Genomic DNA, 17,010 nt, shown 5'->3' on the forward strand with positions numbered 1-17,010 from the left:
TACACTCTACATTATTTGAGGTTAAGTCCCACTGTTTCAATAAGTTGCAGAATGTAGAGTGTGTTCTAACTCTACATTCACCCTACATTCGCCCTACATTATCGCATTTTCGGCGTTTTTTCGGCTTGCATTTTCGATTTTTCGGTGCTTCTTCGACTTGATGTAGGGTGAATGTAGGGATGATGTAGGGCTGGAAGGCACTCTACATTCTCCAACCCACTGATTATCAGCGAGAAATTGCCAAATAATGTAGAGTGTAGAGTGTTAGCGAAGCAGGCTTATATACGAGAGAATTAAGACTTGAATAAGCCAACAAATCCAATCGTCTTCGTCCACTCTGTCACTCTTATGACAGTCGCCTGCCATAGTTACGACAGTCGCCTGTCGTAAGCTGACAGTCGGCGGAACATAAGGTTACGTTAAGAGGTTAAAAGGTTTGAATGGTTTGAAGGGGTTTGAATGGTTTGAAGGGTTTGGGAAGTTTGAGAAGTTCCAATGTAGGACAGAATATATTGGATCATTTTATTGACGTCAATAAGATGATAACTGCAGGAAAAGGTGCTCAGCGAGAAGTGGATGACATTATGCTCACCCGCTATGCTTGCTATCTGGTCGCACAGAATGGCGACCCAAGAAAGCCGCAGATTGCTTTTGCACAGACTTATTTTGCAGTTCAAACCCGTCGTGCAGAACTGATAGAGCAACGTCTTTTGGAAGTAGAGCGAGTTAAAGCACGAGCCAAATTGCAGGAGACAGAACGAAAACTTTCAGGCATCTTGTATGAACGTGGAGTAAATGACCAGACTTTCGCTGTTATCCGTTCCAAAGGGGATCAGGCACTCTTCCGTTTGAGCACAAACATGATGAAACGCAAGTTGGGGATGCCACAAGGCCGTCCTCTTGCCGATTTCCTTCCCACTATAAGCATCAAGGCAAAAGACTTCGCTGCAGAGATGACAAGTGTCAATGTGCAAGCCAAAGACCTTCAAGGTGAAGCATCCATCACACGGGAACATGTTGACAATAATGCCGCAGTACGTAAGATGCTCACAGAGCGAGGTATTATCCCGGAAAATCTTCCTCCTGCAGAGGATGTCAAAAAGGTAGAACGCCGTTTGGTAAGTGAGCAGAAGAAAATGCTGAAGAACAAGAAGAAATAATCTATCTTCTCATTAAGAAAAGAATAACTTATGGATATTCAAAAAAGAAACAACGATAAAGAGATTTACGCTCCTCTAAAGTCTAAATGGCTTGTTATGAAGCCCGAATAGGAAGTCCGACAAAAATATATTTGCCGCTTAGTTGATAGCTATGGCTACTCCCTTGACCGGATGGATCAAGAAATACAAGTATCTAATTCGCAACGTGGTCAGGGTGCGGCGCGAGCCGACATTGTTGTTTGGCGTAGTAAAGTGGATAAGGACGGCAAGGCACTATCAGCTGAATATCTACACGGACAACAAATCATATCAGAACCCTTTTGCATTCACTGACGGCTAAGAACCGAATTCGCGGGTAAACGGCAGCATAAAGCCCCTGTAATGCTTGACGGGGTAAGGGGAAGCTGGGCATGACCCATGCATAATTACGTCTGTAGTGGCAAGACTATAGTCAGAAGGAGAAGCGAACTGCAAAATTAGTCAGCATCAATATTAGTTGCGGATTTTAGGCAATAATGGTTTTCTTCAAGAACAAATACTTTTTTCCCTGCAAGTCCTTCTTGATAATTCATTCCGACCCACGGGTAAAAATGACACATTTGTTGGCTTTGAGCAGCTTCGACAGTTCGTTCATTAGTATTATTCTGGAAATTCGAAATCTATTATCACAACAGTTTCGTAGCGGTACTTAGTAGCAGAATGGAAGTCAGCGCTCAACTTAAAGATTCCTACTGCAGAATATAAATTGAATGCAATATCAAGTGACTTATTTGTCTCTGTAGACATTGAAAAAGATATATGCTGAGTCAGATCATGGTTTCCTCCATTTTCTAATGGATTAAGAGCGTTCAGCATGTTCTTTACAGTTGGGTCAGCAATCAAATTGTATAATTCTGCTTTCTTCTTTGCACGTTGCCAGTCTTCATATGTTATTGATTTTCCTTTTGCTTTACTTTCAAGAACATATTTACTATTGAGTTTGTTTTCCTCCTCTCGTTTTACGGAGGCATCACATTCCATAAATTTACACTTCACTTTTGCAGAAGCGTCCCATTTCCTGGAATTGACTTGTTCAACAGCAAATGCGCCTCTCATCTCTTTTGCGCCGAGATTTCTTGCAATATCAAACAGGCAGGTACATTTCTGCTGAATTACATAATCCTTCAATGCTGAGACACTTACATAAACATTGTGTTCATAAGGACTTCTTACGAACGTATCTCCTGCCGAAGGTGTAGTATCACAAGGATAAAATGAAATGTTGTTCTCTCTAAGAGAGGGCAGATCGTATTCTAAAGAGCAAACATCTATATTGTCGAAGTACTCTGGGGAATAGTCACGGTATCTCTCGGGGTGAAATGCTAATTCGTCATGTTGAAGAACGATAACATCTTTAGGTCGTTTTATATCCATATTATACTTAAAATAAGAATTAGTATGAGGATTGCCGCAAAGGTTATTGCCAATCTCTTGTTAAAACTTTTTTTTTTGAGAGCCTCTTTGTCTGTTTCTGGGATTGTACATCCATACAGTCGGGCTTCATTCGTCAATAAAGAACATTCTTCTTCTTCGTTTGCTGCATTAATTATCAATGCACGGTAACAAATTTTTCTGTCAGATTTGTCGGTTTCTACGAAATGTCCGGAGACAAGTGTAACCCGATCCTTTATCTTTCGAATTCTGCTTTTGTCTTGCGTTAATCTTTTTAGAGTTGGCGTCAGTATCGTGTACCTTTCCAAATCTATAGAAGTAAGATTTGCAAATTCTTTAATGTATTTGCTTGTTCCTGATTGTAGACGTTGTCCATCCAAAGACAGAACTGTTTCAAAGGTTTCAGGAATATTTTGAATCCATAATGTTATCTTAGATAATGATTTTTCCATATCAACTATTAAACATTTTCTTATAGTATACCTTTAATTCGTCCTCATTAGTAAGATTAAGACAAGCATTATTATGAGAAATCTCACAATATGGTTTTGTCTTTATATTGTCAATAATGCGCCTCCATGCTTTTTTCTTATCAGCAAGCTTGTCAGCATAAGAACCCAACAACCAAATGCCACGTTTCTTTCCGTCTGTTTGTTTGCATATAGTCGAATAGACAAATTGCATACGTTGGTTTATATCTCTTTGGTAATCTACATTTTTAAGATATTTAAAAGCGTTGAAGACAAAAATAACCATATTTGATTTTTCGATCATTTCTTCCCATTCGGTTCTTATAAAATCTCCATTACCATTGATATCAAAACCCTTAAACCGGATTTTCTCATCTGATTCATCAAGTTTCACAGCATTCCATACAATGGACGATGCCAAAAACGACAATTCCACTTTTCCATCTGTTTCTTGGTAAACCTTAGAATTTGGCCTGCCTCTAAAAAAGTTCCAAAGTGTAGTTTTACCTGCTTCATTAGGTCCAAGAATAGCCATATTTACAGACTTCACATTCTTAAATGTTTTTGATGCCTTTTCTCCGGAAAAAATAATTAGAGACAATAGCCCCAATATAGCTATAAAAATTGGAGGAAACAACCACCAAGCAGCTTGTTGGGACTGAGAAAAAATGTTCAGTTCCATTATTTTTGAACCCAGTTCAACCGACGTTAGAATAGTAGTTATCATATCATTGTTTTTTTTGTTTACTCTTTTGGCTTTATGTACAAGCAGTTCATTTATTGTATAAACAAACATTTTGTGATACAAATTTACAGATTTCTACTCAGTTTTCAGGCTTATCCAACACTCTTTTATGAATTTTTAACCTTGTTGTTGACTATTTGCAGTCAATAGCCTGTTTGGTGTATTGCATACTGCCAATGTTTGATATTAAACATAATCTGTAAAAACACGAAGTCCTGCCGTGGTACGCATTCAAGGAAGAGGCGTGGCAGGAACTGTTGCTGCAAAGGTAAGACATTTATTTGGATTGTGCAAGGATTTTGGAAGAAAAATGGATAAGGTGAGTGCAAAAAAGCAAGTTTACCCTAAATTCCGCAGCACTTTAGTTTAACTTTTTTACAAGTACCTGAGCAACAAAAAATTGCTCAGGATTTTGTCATGTCAGATTTTTCACTTACCTTAGTGCTGCATTTCAAGACAAGCAAAAATCATCAATGACATTGCAAAGGTAAGCATAAAATCTGAGAAAATCACTCCTTTTGGAGGAATTTTTCATGTGAGGGAGCATTTTTCCCGTTTTGTGGGTCCGGTAATCGACAAGATCCTGAGACTTCGGTGCACATCGTTCGGCTATCAAAGCGCGAGATTGTGGGTTCTTTGTCGGCATGACCCATGCATAATCACGTCTGTAGTGGCAAGACTATCGTCAGATGGAGAAGCGAACTGCAAAATTAGTCAGCATCAATATTAGTTGCGGATTTTAGGGGTTACATGCTTTTGTATGAAGCTAACAAGAAATACTACTTTACTGACGAGCAATACGACCAATGCGAAAGAGAAATGGAGCGTGTTGCTGATAATCAGTACAGCATCGGCTTTGGTCTTCACAGACATTAGTATTAACCATCAAAACAGATATAGACAGCCTATGAACTATTCAAAACCATTGTGGCAGGTTGAGCGAGATCTTGTCAAAGGAGTTCGAAACGCTTTCATACAAGCAGACAACGGTCAGCAGTATGCAAGCATGTTTGACGAACTCGACAAGTCGAATCCCGACATCCATGAGTACATCAACCGCATTCAGAGAGCGACCGGCAACGAACGCTACTTCTGCATGTTGGACTCTTATACTGCCATCACCAGAAGGAGCGCACCAACGCACCTTTGGCGAGGCAATGTCAAGAGTGACAGTCCTGACTATTGCTTCGATACCAACCAACTCGATCAGGCAGAGCCAGAACGAGAGGTTGTGCGTCACTTCCGTAGATAGAGAAAACCGACTGACCTTAGGCTTTACGCTTAAAATCAGTCGGTTTTTTAAAATTCTTTTCTTATCGTTTCATCTATTTGTTAATTCTGGATGGTAGTTAAGATACCATCTTCAAAATACAAGTAGTTATGACCACCATAAACCCATTGTTCGTGGACACCATAAGAACCAGATGTTCTGTTAATATCTTGTGGTCTGCCCCATGCAGCACGGCATTGCTCGGCAGTCATTCCGCGTCTAACCTGTTTATTCATTATCAAGGTTGCAATATCTTCGTCACAACCATACTTTTCCATAATACGCTCAATAGGAGCCATTTTGGCTTTTCTTTCAGCCTCTGCTCTAGCAGCCTCTGCCTTTGTTTTTTTTCTTTCAGCCTCTTGGTCTTTGAGAGCTTGTTCCTGAATTTTTTTAGCAGCTTCAAACTCTGACGATTCAGGATGGTATTGCTTCAAAAGATTAAGGTTGGTCTCAATTTTTGAATACTCTTTGTCCGAATAGTTTTGCTTGATGTCTGCTAATACCTTTGCTGGGCTATGCTTATAGCCATCAAGTTCTTTTTGAAGTTCAACATTAGCCTTTGTAAGGCTATCGACTTTCTCGTTAAGTATCTTTATTTCACCATTATTACATGATGACATAATAGCACTAAGCAACAAGAATGAAACTAAATGTTTTCTTTTCATAGATGTTTTTGATTTACCTAAATTCCGCAGCATTTTAGTTTAATTTTTTTTATAAGCACCTGAGCAATAAAAAGTTGCCCAGGATTTTGCCATGTCAGATTTTTCACTTACCTTAGTGCTGCAAATCAAGACAAGCAAAAATCATCAATGACATGGCAAAGGTACAAATAAAATCTGAGAAAATCACTCCTTTTGGAGGAATATTTCACGTGAGGGAGCAATTTAAACGTTTTGTGGGTCCGGTAATCGACAAAGTCCTGGGACTTCGGTGCACATCGTTCGGCTATCAAAGCGCGAGGTTGTGGGTTCTTTGTCGGCATGACCCATGCATAATCACGTCTGTAGTGGCAAGACTATCGTCAGATGGAGAAGCGAACTGCAAAATTAGTCAGCATCAATATTAGTTGCGGATTTTAGGGGTTACATGCTTTTGCATGAAGCTAACAAGAAATACTACTTTACTGACGAGCAATACGACCAATGCGAAAGAGAAATGGAGCGTGTTGCTGATAATCAGTACAGCATCGGCTTTGGTCTTCACAGACATTAGTATTAACCATCAAAACAGATATAGACAGCCTATGAACTATTCAAAACCATTGTGGCAGGTTGAGTGAGACCTTGTCAAAGAAGTTCGAAACGCTTTCATACAAGCAGACAACGGTCAGCAGTGTGCAAGCATGTTTGACGAACTCGACAAGTCGAATCCCGACATCCATGAGTACATCGACCGCATTCAGCAAGCGTCTGGCAACGACCGCTACTTCTGCATGATGAACTCATACAGTGCCATCACCCAAAGGAGCGCACCAACGCACCTTTGGCGAGGCAATGTCAAGAGTGACAGTCCTGGCTATTGCTTCGATGCCAACCAACTCGATCAGGCTGAGCTTGAACGTGAGGTTGTGCACCACTTCCGTAGATAAAGAGAACCGACTGACCTTAGGCTTAAGCGCTTAAAATCAGTCGGTCTCTTTATGGTTGCAAATCACCAAATTGTTGTGTTATATGCCTTGAGAAGAATCAAGAATGCCATCTCCATTTTTATCAAGTACTTCATTAGACAACTTAAAGTTCATCATGCTTGGGAAAACAACAAGTTCTTTGCTATTATGCCACTGAAAAAGCTTGCCTTGAGGAGTACCCTTAAACTCTTTTCCAGAAAATTCGGCTTTCAGCATCCACTCTTCATCATTATTAGCTTTCTTATCGTAATAGTATGAGAAATTTGGATATGTTCCGATGGTGTTGAAATCTCCACCTGCTATAAAAGAAGAACCTCCTTGAAAACAAACTTTGTTATCATTATATATGGTCATTCCGCAACACTGTCCTTTGGAGATAAAAACACTTACAGCAATGCCACCTTCATGATATTTATAAGTGCCATCTATAACATTTTCTTGATTATCATCGGTATCGGAAGAACAAGCAGAGCAAAAAAGCACTGACAGCAATAATAAAAAATACTTTTTCATTAGAATTTCTTGTTTAATTTCAGACAATAATAATACATCCTAAATTCCGCAGCACTTTAGTTTAACTTTTTTTTTTATAAGTACCTGAGCAACAAAAAGTTGTTCGGGATTTTGCCATGTCAGATTTTTCACTTACCTTAGTGCTGCAAATCAAGACAAGCAAAAATCATCAATGACATGGCAAAGGTACAAATAAAATTTGAGAAAATCACTCCTTTTGGAGGAATATTTCATGTAAGGGAGCATTTTTCCTGTTTTGTGGGTCCGGTAATCGACAAAGTCCTGGGACTTCGGTGCGCATCGTTCGGCTATCAAAGCGCGAGATTGTGGGTTCTTTGTCGGCATGACCCATGCATAATCACGTCTGTAGTGGCAAGACTATCGTCAGATGGAGAAGCGAACTGCAAAATTAGTCAGCATCAATATTAGTTGCGGATTTTAGGTAACTGAACTTTCGCAAGTGAATATATATCAACTTGCTTGTTTATAAATATACATTTTACGTAGCATATGGGCAATAGGATTATTATCGATGAAATCTGTCAGCAACTCCGTTGCATCTATAGAGTAGCGCTCCGCAACTTGCAGAACGAAGTCCAAAATGAGAGCCCATATTTTGTCCGTAACGGACAATTCGAGAGTGTCATTGGTGACCTCAGCAAAGAGGCCGCCGATGGTTTCATACGCTTCAAATCTCTTCACCGAGCACAAAATGTTATACTGCATCATTGTCAAGGTGAGGCTGGCTATTTGAGCGGCAAAATGCACAGACTGACATTTACCAAGGTTCAGCAAGGTCTTACAGTCCTTGTATGCAACTTCGGTTGTCCAGCGTCTGGCGTAAAGACGATATGCTTCGGTGAAGCTAAGAGAAAGGTCTGTAGTCAGCAAGCCGTTCCAATTTCCCTTGCGGCCACGCTTACAAAAGAACAGACGGACTGGCACGCCATCCAGCTTAACGTCCATCGTACAATAACAACAGCGGAGCACTTTGTTGTGTTTGCATGCTTTATCCTTTTGCTGATGCTTGATGATTTGCTTGGCATCAATATTACCATACTTCGTAGCATAGTTGGTTTTGCCCAGCTTGATCATTCCCAACAAGTGACACTTGATATGTCTGCTGGTAATGAGACGAACGAACTTTGTGCTTGTAAACCAGCTATCCACGAGCAGGTAATCGAAGCGGACACCTCGCTTGATGGCATACTTGACCATATCTATGGCCTTGTCTGTCTTCTTCATCAAGTATTCATCCACACGCTCTTTTACAGCCTGTCCCTCGTGGTTCTCGGTATAGCGAGCCTTGCGCTGCTTGGCAGTAAGCCCCTGAACCTTCTGCTTGTCCTTACCCTCCTCGCCATGAAGAGAGAAATCAAGAAAGAGCTGGCTAACGCCATCAGACAACATCATTGTCAGACACTTATAACCAAGGATGCTCTTTTGATGAACATGAGACCAAATCCTTCCTATGAGTTCAGTCTTCATACCGGTCTTGGGTACATCAGTATCATCAATAATCAAACAAACAGGCTTGTCGTGATGAACTGTCGTGCTGCTTGAAATCTTCTTTATCATCTGAAGATTCATAGCATACAGCAAATTGCGCCACTTGACATTACCATCATTCATAAAACGATAGAACATGTCCTTTTCACAATCGAACAGTTTACTCAATGACGAGTTTGAATATCTACTCGCATTCTTGACCACGAAGAACGGGAAGAGCATGAGGAGACTAAGAACCTGCAAAGTTGTGAACTTGCAGTTCTCTTTCTTCTCTACTCCTATATGGCTGGAGCGTATGTTTATATGTTCCATTATACCCATAATGCACTTAATTGCACGATTATCGTCATTTTTTGCGAAAAAGCTTCGCAGATCTGAAATTATTTTTGTATCTTTGCGCACGGCTTTGAAGTTTTATCTTTATTCTTTAGCGATTATAAAGATACTCATTTTCTGTGAGATACAAAAACTTCAGAGCCTTTTTATTCCAAAATTACGTTAAATCCCGCTTGTGAATTTTCACTTGCGAAAGTTCAGTTAGGTAATAAAAAAGCCCAACCCGAAGGTTGAGCTCTATGTTTATGTAGTCGTATGTTATCTTAGTATGCGATCCTTATCTTCATCAGAGATATTTACGCTCAGGTCAATACCTTCACGAATGCGAATCATGTCTGATTCTGGGATTGTACCTCCACCGACTTCTCTATGAATTAGACCTTGTCGTGTTAGATTGCCAAACTCATCTTATGTCAGTTCTACAAACTCATTGCAGTTGACATACGAGTCGCGCATAAGCTTATTTACCGCACTCTTAGAAATTACAGGGTAGGTTCTGTTATCCCAACGACGAATCCTTGCAAGACGGATGGCAGTATCAAGTGACGAAGAACAAGTGTTCAGGAATAAGTAGTTACTTCCATATACCTTAGATGCGATTGTTTTGATAATAGAGATCACGTGCCAAACCTAATGCTTCAGGCTCGTCAGTGAAGAATCCCTTATCATCAGCTTCAGTATCGTCAAAGAAATAATCAACATTAATTGGATAAGAGTTGTTGCACTTCTCATCCTGAATCAAGTCCTTGTAAGCAAGCCACTCTGGAAATTGGTGAGACATAGCAGACAACTCCTGTGCAGTCATATCACCATAAAGAGCAAGCACCTGATTTAATACTTCTCGATCAGAAATGGAGAATACACGTAGGTCAGGATTCTTCATTGCAGTATATCGCTTGCCCTCTGACTTCAGAAATTCGTCTGCATACTCTTTGTTGGTTGTGATAACAGTTGGCTTTCCCTCCAAGATGTTCTTGGCATCGGAAGGTACAGGACCAAACGGCATAGCAAAGTATTTGTCACCAGAGAGGAATCTTCCGCTATGGCGCAACTGATAACGGTCAGCCAACCAAAGGAGTTTGTATGCCTTCATGTTGTCCAACTTGTGATCTGGCTGATTATATGCAAAGAAAGCAAGTGCCTGTATAATCTTCTTTGTATCCATATCTATGAAACTGTTATCTTGCTTGTTCGCAAACTGTTAGTTTGCAAATTTACTACTTTTTCTTCAAAATACGGCAATTTCCACGAACAAATCAATGATTTTACATCGTATTTAACACATTTACAGCCAAAATGCATTTTCAAATGATTCTCTTGAAGAGGTTGTCGAAAGTGTCGAATTTGAGTTCTTCATCGGCTGACATAATCCATGCCAAAGGGCGGTTGTGATACATGGAGGCCACGAGCGAGAAGGTGCTGGGAGCTCCTATTATGTAATCGCATTCTGAGAGCATGCAGAGGTCTTCGGCAGGATTGCCATGAGGAATTATCACTCTTATGTTCGGATCAACCACTGAGCGTATGGAGTCAAGATTGGGGTCGTTGCCGCAAACATATACTTCTACAGGTTTTCCGCTATGGCTGTTGGCAAAGCGTCTTACTACTTCGGCATATTGGGTGTCGCTATACCAGTAGCGTCCGCCATGCCATGTTTTGTAGTCGCCGCGCCTGATGTGAAGCCCCAGTCTCGTTGTGTCAGTCTTTCCCATCATGCTTTTCACCTTATTTGTTATATTAGGGTTGAAGGCAAAAAGATTAATTATCTCTTGCTTGTATTTCAGGAAGAGATCGTAGTATCTTACTTCCCATCCTTCCACTACAATATTATGATGGTTTTCGAGCAGTTGTTGCGCTTCTGGATTGTCGCCCACATTATGGAATCCAGCCACAGGCAACATCCCCATCTTTGCTGCGTATTTTGCCATAGCATAGGTGAGGAAGTTGTGCCATCGTGTGTGGCAGATGTGAAAATACTGGTATTTATATGCAAAACGCATTGACATGCAGGAGCGGTTGTGCTCCCTTGCCCATGCATAAACGTGTCCGAACTGAAGAATGTTGTTACACATTCTACCCTTGTCTCTGACGAATATCATTCCGTTGGTTGTATTCAATAATTTTTGCCACTGTTATAAACTTGTAGAAAGCGTAGAGCACGGAGTTAATAAAACCAGCCTTACCCTTTCTAATGCCCCCTTTGAAGAAATAGCTGCGTATGAAACGCCAAAGAGGCGAAACCAGGAGGGCTGTTGCGCCGTAGTGTTTTCCAAAGCGTTTCTTCACCTCGTTGTCGGTGTAGAGGTCGGTCTTTTTTAGACGCATGCTTATCGTGTCGTCTGCCAAATGGATGAAGGCAAGTTCCTTACGCTCCTTTGGCAGGTAGCCGAGTGGCCCGTTGACTTGAGGAAAGGTGTGGACATAAGGAGGCCAAGTGGTGCCTTCCTTTATGAAAAAGCGGAGCTGGTAGTCGGGATAGTCAAACAGACGTTGCATGAAGTAGTCCTTTCGCGGTATGTAAAGGCCTGCAGGACAGTCTGGCTGCGAGATGCGTGAATAGAGATAGTCTCGAAGCTCGGGTGTAACCAACTCGTCTGCGTCGACAACGAGAACCCAAGGCGACTGGGCTGACTGTATGGCAAAGGTGCGGGCAGGTTCAGCACTTTTGTGGTCGGCCTTTGGAAATGTCACCACCCTTGCTCCATGTTGTTTTGCTATTTCCACCGTGGCGTCGGTACTTTCCATGTCGCACACCACAATCTCGTCAAAGTCCTTCACCGACTCCAACACCCTTTTCAGTAGCCTTTCGGCATTGTATGTATTTATGACAACCGATATCTGTTGCCCGTCATTTTTCTTCATTTGAGACACTTTTGGCTGCAAATGTATGAAAAATAATTGAAATACGCAAATATATGGGGATATTTGTTGTTTTCTTCAGTCGGTCAGTCGTTTTTTTGAATGCGGAATAATATTGAATATTCCAGGGTCAGAGGGCGGTTGTGCATGAAGAATACCGTTCCGTCGACAGGCGATTTTACTTGCTGAATCACGCTGCTATCGTATGGGTCAAGTATTTGTGCCAGTGTCTCACCTTCGTTTACCCTGTCGCCCACGTTGGCCATGCGGTAGAATATACCTGCGCGTTGTGCCTTCACGTTCACCAGTTCAGCCTCGTCAAACACGATAGACTCATAGCCTGCCTTTTGCGGCCGATATTTTACTATGCTTATCTTTTTCATGAATCTCAAGATGGCGTCGATGGTCTGATTACTGGTCTCATGCTCAACATGGTTGGTTTGTCCAGCGTATATGGAGAATGCTTTTGCACCCCATATCTGCCAATTGTAGTTTAACAGTGTAGTGTCGAAGGGCAATGGCTTGCGTTTCGTGACAAACGGAAGACCGAAGAGGCAAGCTGTCTTTACATCCTCATATCCAGTGGTGAGCATGCGGACATGTGGCACGAAGTCGCCCGACATGTAGAAACTGGCAAGCTGGAGTCCGTATTTGAAGTCTTTAATATGTTCAAACAAGGCTGCCGCTATGCGTTGTGTGGTTTCTCCCTTGTCGTAGCCAGGAAACATGCGGTTAATATCGGTTCCGTCCATTGCCCAAAATCGTTTTGAGACGTTCATGGAGAACGGGTTGCAGGAAGGAATGACGAGAATGCTCTTACCTTCTTCGATACAGTCCCTTTGTTCCAGTTCTGTCAGTTTTGCTACCAAACGGGCGCAGATGTATTGTTGCTGTATTTCGTCGCCTCTCATGGCACCGACTATTGCCACTGTCTTTTCGCCTTCGCCAAATCGGAATCCTTCAATGTTGAATGTGCCACGATAAGGCGATTCCATTTTGAATATTATTTCTCTTTTCATAATGTTTAAAGTTTCCTCATTCCTCATTCCTCACTCTTCATTCTAAACACTCTTGCCATAAGCGAGCCTTCGTAAACGATGGGGTAGGCGCGTATGGTAAAAAGGTAACCCTCTATGGGAGAAATTACTCGACTAAGTATTTTTCCTGTGAGCGGTTCCACTATCTGTCCTATTTCTTCTCCTTCAGCCACGACGATACCGCATTTTAGCTCAGTAATGAACACCCCTGAGGTAGCTGCATTGAGAAATTCCACGTTGTCGCCCTTACATAGCAGTGGCTGGCTTATCTGTGTTTTGTTTACATATCCCGACCAGACACCCATGTCGGCCATGAGGTTGAAGATTCCGTCGACGAGTCTATAGCACATTTTGTGGTTGATACGTTGTCCTACACCCAATTCCACTACCACACAGTCGGTGCCTGTTGAGTTTAGCGAGTGGGCGAGGGTGGATTCGAGCACTGTGGCAGCGTCGTGTACCCAGATGAAGTCGATGTTGAGCTTTTGCGCTATTGGCACTAGCCGGTCTTCGTCGAGCACATTTATTCTGGCTTGTGGTGTTTCACGCAGGTAGAGATTGCTTGAGTGAATGTCAATTACGAGGTCGGCTCCCTTTAGGTCTTCTATGATGGCGTATGCCATTTGTTCAGCCACCGATCCCTCCTTGCTTCCGGGAAAGATGCGGTTCATGTCGAGGTCGAAGTTTGGTATTCCCCGTTGTATGGTATCTATGCCGAGAGGGTTCAGTGCCGGGTATATTTCCACTTGCCCGTTAAGTGAGGAAATGGCTTCATTCAGCCTTCTTGCCATCTCGTAGCATACCATTTGTCCTTCGAGTTCGTCGCCGTGTGTTCCTGTGACGATACAAATACGCTTATTTCCCTTCGATCCTTTAATAATGTTTTTCCTTATCGAAAGCGTCTCGTTTATTGGTAGCTCGGTAGATATTACATTACGAATCATATTTCTTTTAGTGTTACATTTATTTGAGTTTGCTGAAGTGCGTTGCCTATGTATACACCTCGGTTGACAGGACAGTCGAACGCATCGCGTCCGTGAGCTATCTTTACGTATCCGTAGCTTATCCGGCAGTTGTTGGTAGGATCGAATCCTATCCAGCTGTATCCGTCGTGTATCTCTACCCATGCATGGGTCTCGCCTGTGCCTTCCATGAATCCGCATACATATCTTGCCGCGATGCCGTTAATCCGGCAGATGGCAATCATCAGGTGTGCATAGTCTTGGCATACACCTTTTTTTAGGCGGTAGACCTCCATTGCTGGAGTGTCTACCGTCGTCGTCAGAGGCATATAATTCATTAGAGCATACACTTCTTTACAGATGTTCATGGCCTCTTCTACCACATTGCCACTATTGTGCTTGTTTTCCCATTCGGCCGCCTGCTCGTTGTCGAGCGAGGTGAGTGGGGTGGGAATGAGGTATATGGGCGAGATGCCGCGTGGAGTTCGTGTCACGTACTGCGACATTTCCACTATGCCTGTGCTTACGTAGGCCAGCGCCGTGTGTTCATCACGTTGTCCGCCATATATAAGGCGGTTGCCGAAAGAGTCTACGTCACGTGAGATGTTGTATCCTGGTGAAACTATAAGGTGTTCCTCGTCAATGCGCATATAACTGCCTGTCATCGGTTGGCAACGGAGCAACAGGTAGTGGTTTATAACCGGCTGACTGAACGTGACGATGGTTTGGTAGTTATACAAGTATCGTTTCATACTCTCACTAATTGATTGACGTATTTGATGAGTTTTGTCTTGTATTCGTCGTTTCCAAGATCATACTTTTCCAACGTGATGAGGCTATCGAGTTGTGAGCTGATATTTTCGTCGAGAGCTCCACTCATGTTCTTGCAGTATCTCTTTAGTGAGTCGTAGGCCAATGCCACTCGTCTGAACGGATAGTTGAACCTTATCTGCATGTCGAGATTCTCGATGTTTCGGCCTATCATCATGATGTCGAGTGCCTTGTGGTTTTGCAGTCGCTGTTCTGCCGAGCCCCAGAATGCGAGGGCCCAATCTATTACAGGTTGCAGGTGGCTGATGTTCACTGTAGCTTCCTGCTTGCATTTCTTAAGCAGGGCGACGCTCATTTCGAGATAACTCAGAGTTTCCGACATGATGTCTTCGCGAAGCAGTATGGCATTGTCCATGGCGAATTTCTGTGCTGAGAGCACCGAGCATGGGTTTGTATCATCGTAGAGCATACCGAAAGTAAACTCCTCGTTTGTTTTGTAAATACCTGTGGCGTCGAGTTTTGACCAGAATTCGGTGTAGTCGTCTGGTTCGCCGTCAATCATTTCATCGAAACACTTGTTCAGTTGGTGCAGTGTAAGATAAACTCTGCATTCGTATCTTCCGAGCCAGTAGAGCCTATTGGCTTTTGTGGCTGATATTATATCACTTTTAACCATAATTCAATCTTCAACTTTCAACTTTCAATTTTCAACTTTCATAACCCATGTATCCTTGAATCCTCCTCCTTGGGAAGAGTTGACCACGAAAGAGTCGGGGTTACGTGAGAAACGTGTGAGTCCGCTTTTCCATACTTTCGTCTCCTTTCCCGTAACCACGAAAGCTCTCAGGTCAGCCTTTCTCCAAACGAGTTCTTCACCCTCGAGTATTTCCAGGTCTTTGAAGTCCACAACTTCCTGTGCAATCCATCTTCTTGGGAATTTCACTATCAGCTGTCGTAACTCCTCAAGTTTCTCCTTCGGGAGTTCCGATCCGAACACCACTCCGTAGCCTCCAGCCTCGCTTACGTCTTTTATCACGAGCTTGTCCAGGTTTTCCATTACATAGTCGTAATCCTGCTTGAAATAAGGCAGGTAAGTGGGCGCGTTTTGCAGAATGGAATCTTCACCGAGGTAGTATTTCACCATTTTGGGCACAAAATAGTAGATGCCTTTGTCGTCGGCTACTCCGTTGCCAATAGCGTTGATGAGTGCCACGTTGCCTGCGCGGTAAGCCTGCATGATATTCGGTACTCCAAGTAGTGATGAGGGTTCGAACGTCATCGGGTCCATGTATTCGTCGCTGATTCGGCGGTATATGCAACCTACACGTATCTTTTCCTTATACATACCACCATAGTACACCTTGTCGTCTTCCACGAAGAGGTCGCCTGGGTAGGCTAATGTTGCTCCAGTCTTCTCTGCGAAGTAAGAATGTTCGAAGAATGCGGAGTTGTAGCGGCCTGGCGTCAGTATGACAGCAATGCCGCGGTGGTCGTTCATGTCGTCCATCATCTCGCGCAACAAGTCGGCATAGTCGCGATTGTCGGCAACATCGTTTGTCGCAAAGGTATTCGGCGACACCTTGCGTGTTATCCTTCTCGCCATCATAGGATAGCTTGCTCCAGAAGGAATACGCAGATTGTCCTCCAGTACATACCATTGTCCGTCCTTTCCTTCCACAAGGTCGATGCCCGAGATGTGCGAATAAACGCGTCCTTTAGGGCTGATGCCCTCGCACACTGGCATATATCCTTTGGAAGAATATACGAATTCCTCTGGCACCACTCCGTCTTTCACTATGCGTTTGTCGTGATAGATGTCCCAAAGAAACATGTTAAGAGCCTCTACACGTTGTTTAAGTCCTCGCTCAAGGTAGTCCCAATCTTTCTTGCTGATGATGCGCGGGACGGAGTCGAACGGGAACAGTTGTTCGTTGAACACTCCTTTTTTGTAAACACCGAAACGTACTCCAAACCTTTCGAGCATCTTGTTTACGGTGTCCCTGCTGTCGGTTAATTCCTTAATTTTTACTGCCATTTTTCCTTTCTCCTTTGTGTTTGCTCTAAATGATTAATATTACCCTGCTTTGACACTATATATTTCTTTTTTCGCTGCAAAGGTAAGCAAAATGTTAATAGTAAGCAAGTATTTCTGGCAAAATGTATCTTGATATTTTAAATTAGTAACATAATGTCTAACTTTGATTTGATATTCTTACAGTCTGTTCATTCTTAGCCTGCCTCTTGTAACAAATAGATACTTATCCTGTTTATCTTCTTTTGTCTGCTATAGAAAGTGCAGTTTATGAAAAAATAA

18 protein-coding genes and 2 pseudogenes are annotated in these 17,010 nt (G+C 42.5%); 6 read left to right on the forward strand and 14 right to left on the reverse strand.

Going from position 1 to position 17,010, the window contains the following annotated elements:
* Nucleotides 1-503 precede the first annotated feature (503 nt).
* Nucleotides 504-1,160 (forward strand): annotated as a pseudogene (gene dinD / locus CIK98_RS16305) (DNA damage-inducible protein D); the annotation flags it as partial.
* 171 nt (nt 1,161-1,331) lie between these two features.
* Nucleotides 1,332-1,493, forward strand: coding sequence for a hypothetical protein (locus CIK98_RS18790; protein WP_253249765.1), 162 nt, complete (start codon nt 1,332-1,334; stop codon nt 1,491-1,493).
* A 306-nt stretch (nt 1,494-1,799) separates the two neighbouring features.
* Here the strand turns inward: CIK98_RS18790 and CIK98_RS16315 are convergent, their stop codons facing one another.
* The 3 genes from CIK98_RS16315 to CIK98_RS16325 are packed head-to-tail and all read right to left on the reverse strand — an operon-like array spanning nt 1,800 to nt 3,743.
* On the reverse strand, nt 1,800-2,573 hold the full coding sequence (locus tag CIK98_RS16315; protein ID WP_094386121.1) for a hypothetical protein: 774 nt from the start codon (nt 2,571-2,573) through the stop codon (nt 1,800-1,802).
* Complete coding sequence (locus CIK98_RS16320; protein WP_094386123.1) at nt 2,564-3,043, reverse strand: hypothetical protein; 480 nt, start codon at nt 3,041-3,043, stop codon at nt 2,564-2,566. The genes CIK98_RS16315 and CIK98_RS16320 overlap by 10 nt, the downstream gene beginning before the upstream one ends.
* A gap of 1 nt (nt 3,044) precedes the next feature.
* Complete coding sequence (locus tag CIK98_RS16325) at nt 3,045-3,743, reverse strand: hypothetical protein (protein WP_141210578.1); 699 nt, start codon at nt 3,741-3,743, stop codon at nt 3,045-3,047.
* A gap of 823 nt (nt 3,744-4,566) precedes the next feature.
* On the opposite strand from CIK98_RS16325, the gene CIK98_RS16330 reads away from it, so the two are divergent.
* A complete protein-coding gene (locus CIK98_RS16330) occupies nt 4,567-5,058 on the forward strand; it encodes a hypothetical protein (RefSeq protein WP_094386127.1) in 492 nt (163 codons plus the stop codon).
* 80 nt (nt 5,059-5,138) lie between these two features.
* On the opposite strand, the gene CIK98_RS16335 is transcribed toward CIK98_RS16330, so the two are convergent.
* Nucleotides 5,139-5,744 (reverse strand): hypothetical protein, encoded by a 606-nt coding sequence (locus CIK98_RS16335; RefSeq protein ID WP_141210579.1) that lies wholly within the window; start codon nt 5,742-5,744, stop codon nt 5,139-5,141.
* A gap of 152 nt (nt 5,745-5,896) precedes the next feature.
* On the opposite strand from CIK98_RS16335, the pseudogene CIK98_RS18800 reads away from it, so the two are divergent.
* The 3 genes and pseudogenes from CIK98_RS18800 to CIK98_RS16345 all read left to right on the forward strand — a co-directional run.
* Nucleotides 5,897-6,046 (forward strand): annotated as a pseudogene (locus tag CIK98_RS18800) (IS1380 family transposase); the annotation flags it as partial.
* A 132-nt stretch (nt 6,047-6,178) separates the two neighbouring features.
* Nucleotides 6,179-6,361, forward strand: a complete 183-nt coding sequence (locus tag CIK98_RS16340) for a hypothetical protein (RefSeq protein ID WP_094386131.1) — start codon at nt 6,179-6,181, stop codon at nt 6,359-6,361.
* Between the two features lie 63 nt (nt 6,362-6,424).
* The gene (locus tag CIK98_RS16345) at nt 6,425-6,670 is read left to right on the forward strand and encodes a hypothetical protein (RefSeq protein ID WP_094386133.1); all 246 of its coding nucleotides are present in this window, start codon (nt 6,425-6,427) and stop codon (nt 6,668-6,670) included.
* 78 nt (nt 6,671-6,748) lie between these two features.
* On the opposite strand, the gene CIK98_RS16350 is transcribed toward CIK98_RS16345, so the two are convergent.
* The 10 genes from CIK98_RS16350 to CIK98_RS16395 all read right to left on the reverse strand — a co-directional run bounded on the left by CIK98_RS16350 (nt 6,749) and on the right by CIK98_RS16395 (nt 16,731).
* A complete protein-coding gene (locus CIK98_RS16350; protein WP_094386135.1) occupies nt 6,749-7,222 on the reverse strand; it encodes a hypothetical protein in 474 nt (157 codons plus the stop codon).
* A gap of 471 nt (nt 7,223-7,693) precedes the next feature.
* Nucleotides 7,694-9,133: a transposase gene (locus tag CIK98_RS16355; RefSeq protein WP_094386136.1), complete on the reverse strand. Its 1,440-nt coding sequence runs from the start codon at nt 9,131-9,133 to the stop codon at nt 7,694-7,696.
* 523 nt (nt 9,134-9,656) lie between these two features.
* On the reverse strand, nt 9,657-10,232 hold the full coding sequence (locus tag CIK98_RS16360; protein ID WP_094386138.1) for a Panacea domain-containing protein: 576 nt from the start codon (nt 10,230-10,232) through the stop codon (nt 9,657-9,659).
* 139 nt (nt 10,233-10,371) lie between these two features.
* Entirely contained in the window at nt 10,372-11,166 is a 795-nt protein-coding gene (locus tag CIK98_RS16365) for an alpha-1,2-fucosyltransferase (RefSeq protein WP_094386140.1), read from the reverse strand.
* Nucleotides 11,141-11,929: a glycosyltransferase family 2 protein gene (locus CIK98_RS16370; protein ID WP_094386142.1), complete on the reverse strand. Its 789-nt coding sequence runs from the start codon at nt 11,927-11,929 to the stop codon at nt 11,141-11,143. Before CIK98_RS16370 ends, CIK98_RS16365 begins: the two co-directional genes overlap by 26 nt.
* Before the next feature lie 83 nt (nt 11,930-12,012).
* Nucleotides 12,013-12,945 carry a M14 family metallopeptidase gene (locus tag CIK98_RS16375; protein ID WP_094386239.1) on the reverse strand — a complete coding sequence of 311 codons (933 nt, stop codon included), beginning with the start codon at nt 12,943-12,945 and terminating at the stop codon, nt 12,013-12,015.
* 23 nt (nt 12,946-12,968) lie between these two features.
* Entirely contained in the window at nt 12,969-13,907 is a 939-nt protein-coding gene (locus CIK98_RS16380) for a M14 family metallopeptidase (RefSeq protein WP_094386144.1), read from the reverse strand.
* Nucleotides 13,904-14,677, reverse strand: a complete 774-nt coding sequence (locus tag CIK98_RS16385; RefSeq protein WP_094386146.1) for a transglutaminase family protein — start codon at nt 14,675-14,677, stop codon at nt 13,904-13,906. The genes CIK98_RS16380 and CIK98_RS16385 overlap by 4 nt, the downstream gene beginning before the upstream one ends.
* Entirely contained in the window at nt 14,674-15,372 is a 699-nt protein-coding gene (locus tag CIK98_RS16390; RefSeq protein WP_094386148.1) for an alpha-E domain-containing protein, read from the reverse strand. Before CIK98_RS16390 ends, CIK98_RS16385 begins: the two co-directional genes overlap by 4 nt.
* A gap of 24 nt (nt 15,373-15,396) precedes the next feature.
* Nucleotides 15,397-16,731, reverse strand: coding sequence for a circularly permuted type 2 ATP-grasp protein (locus CIK98_RS16395; protein WP_094386150.1), 1,335 nt, complete (start codon nt 16,729-16,731; stop codon nt 15,397-15,399).
* Nucleotides 16,732-17,010 lie beyond the last annotated feature (279 nt).

The sequence above is a fragment of the Prevotella sp. P2-180 genome (genome assembly GCF_002251435.1).
Classification (GTDB): domain Bacteria; phylum Bacteroidota; class Bacteroidia; order Bacteroidales; family Bacteroidaceae; genus Prevotella.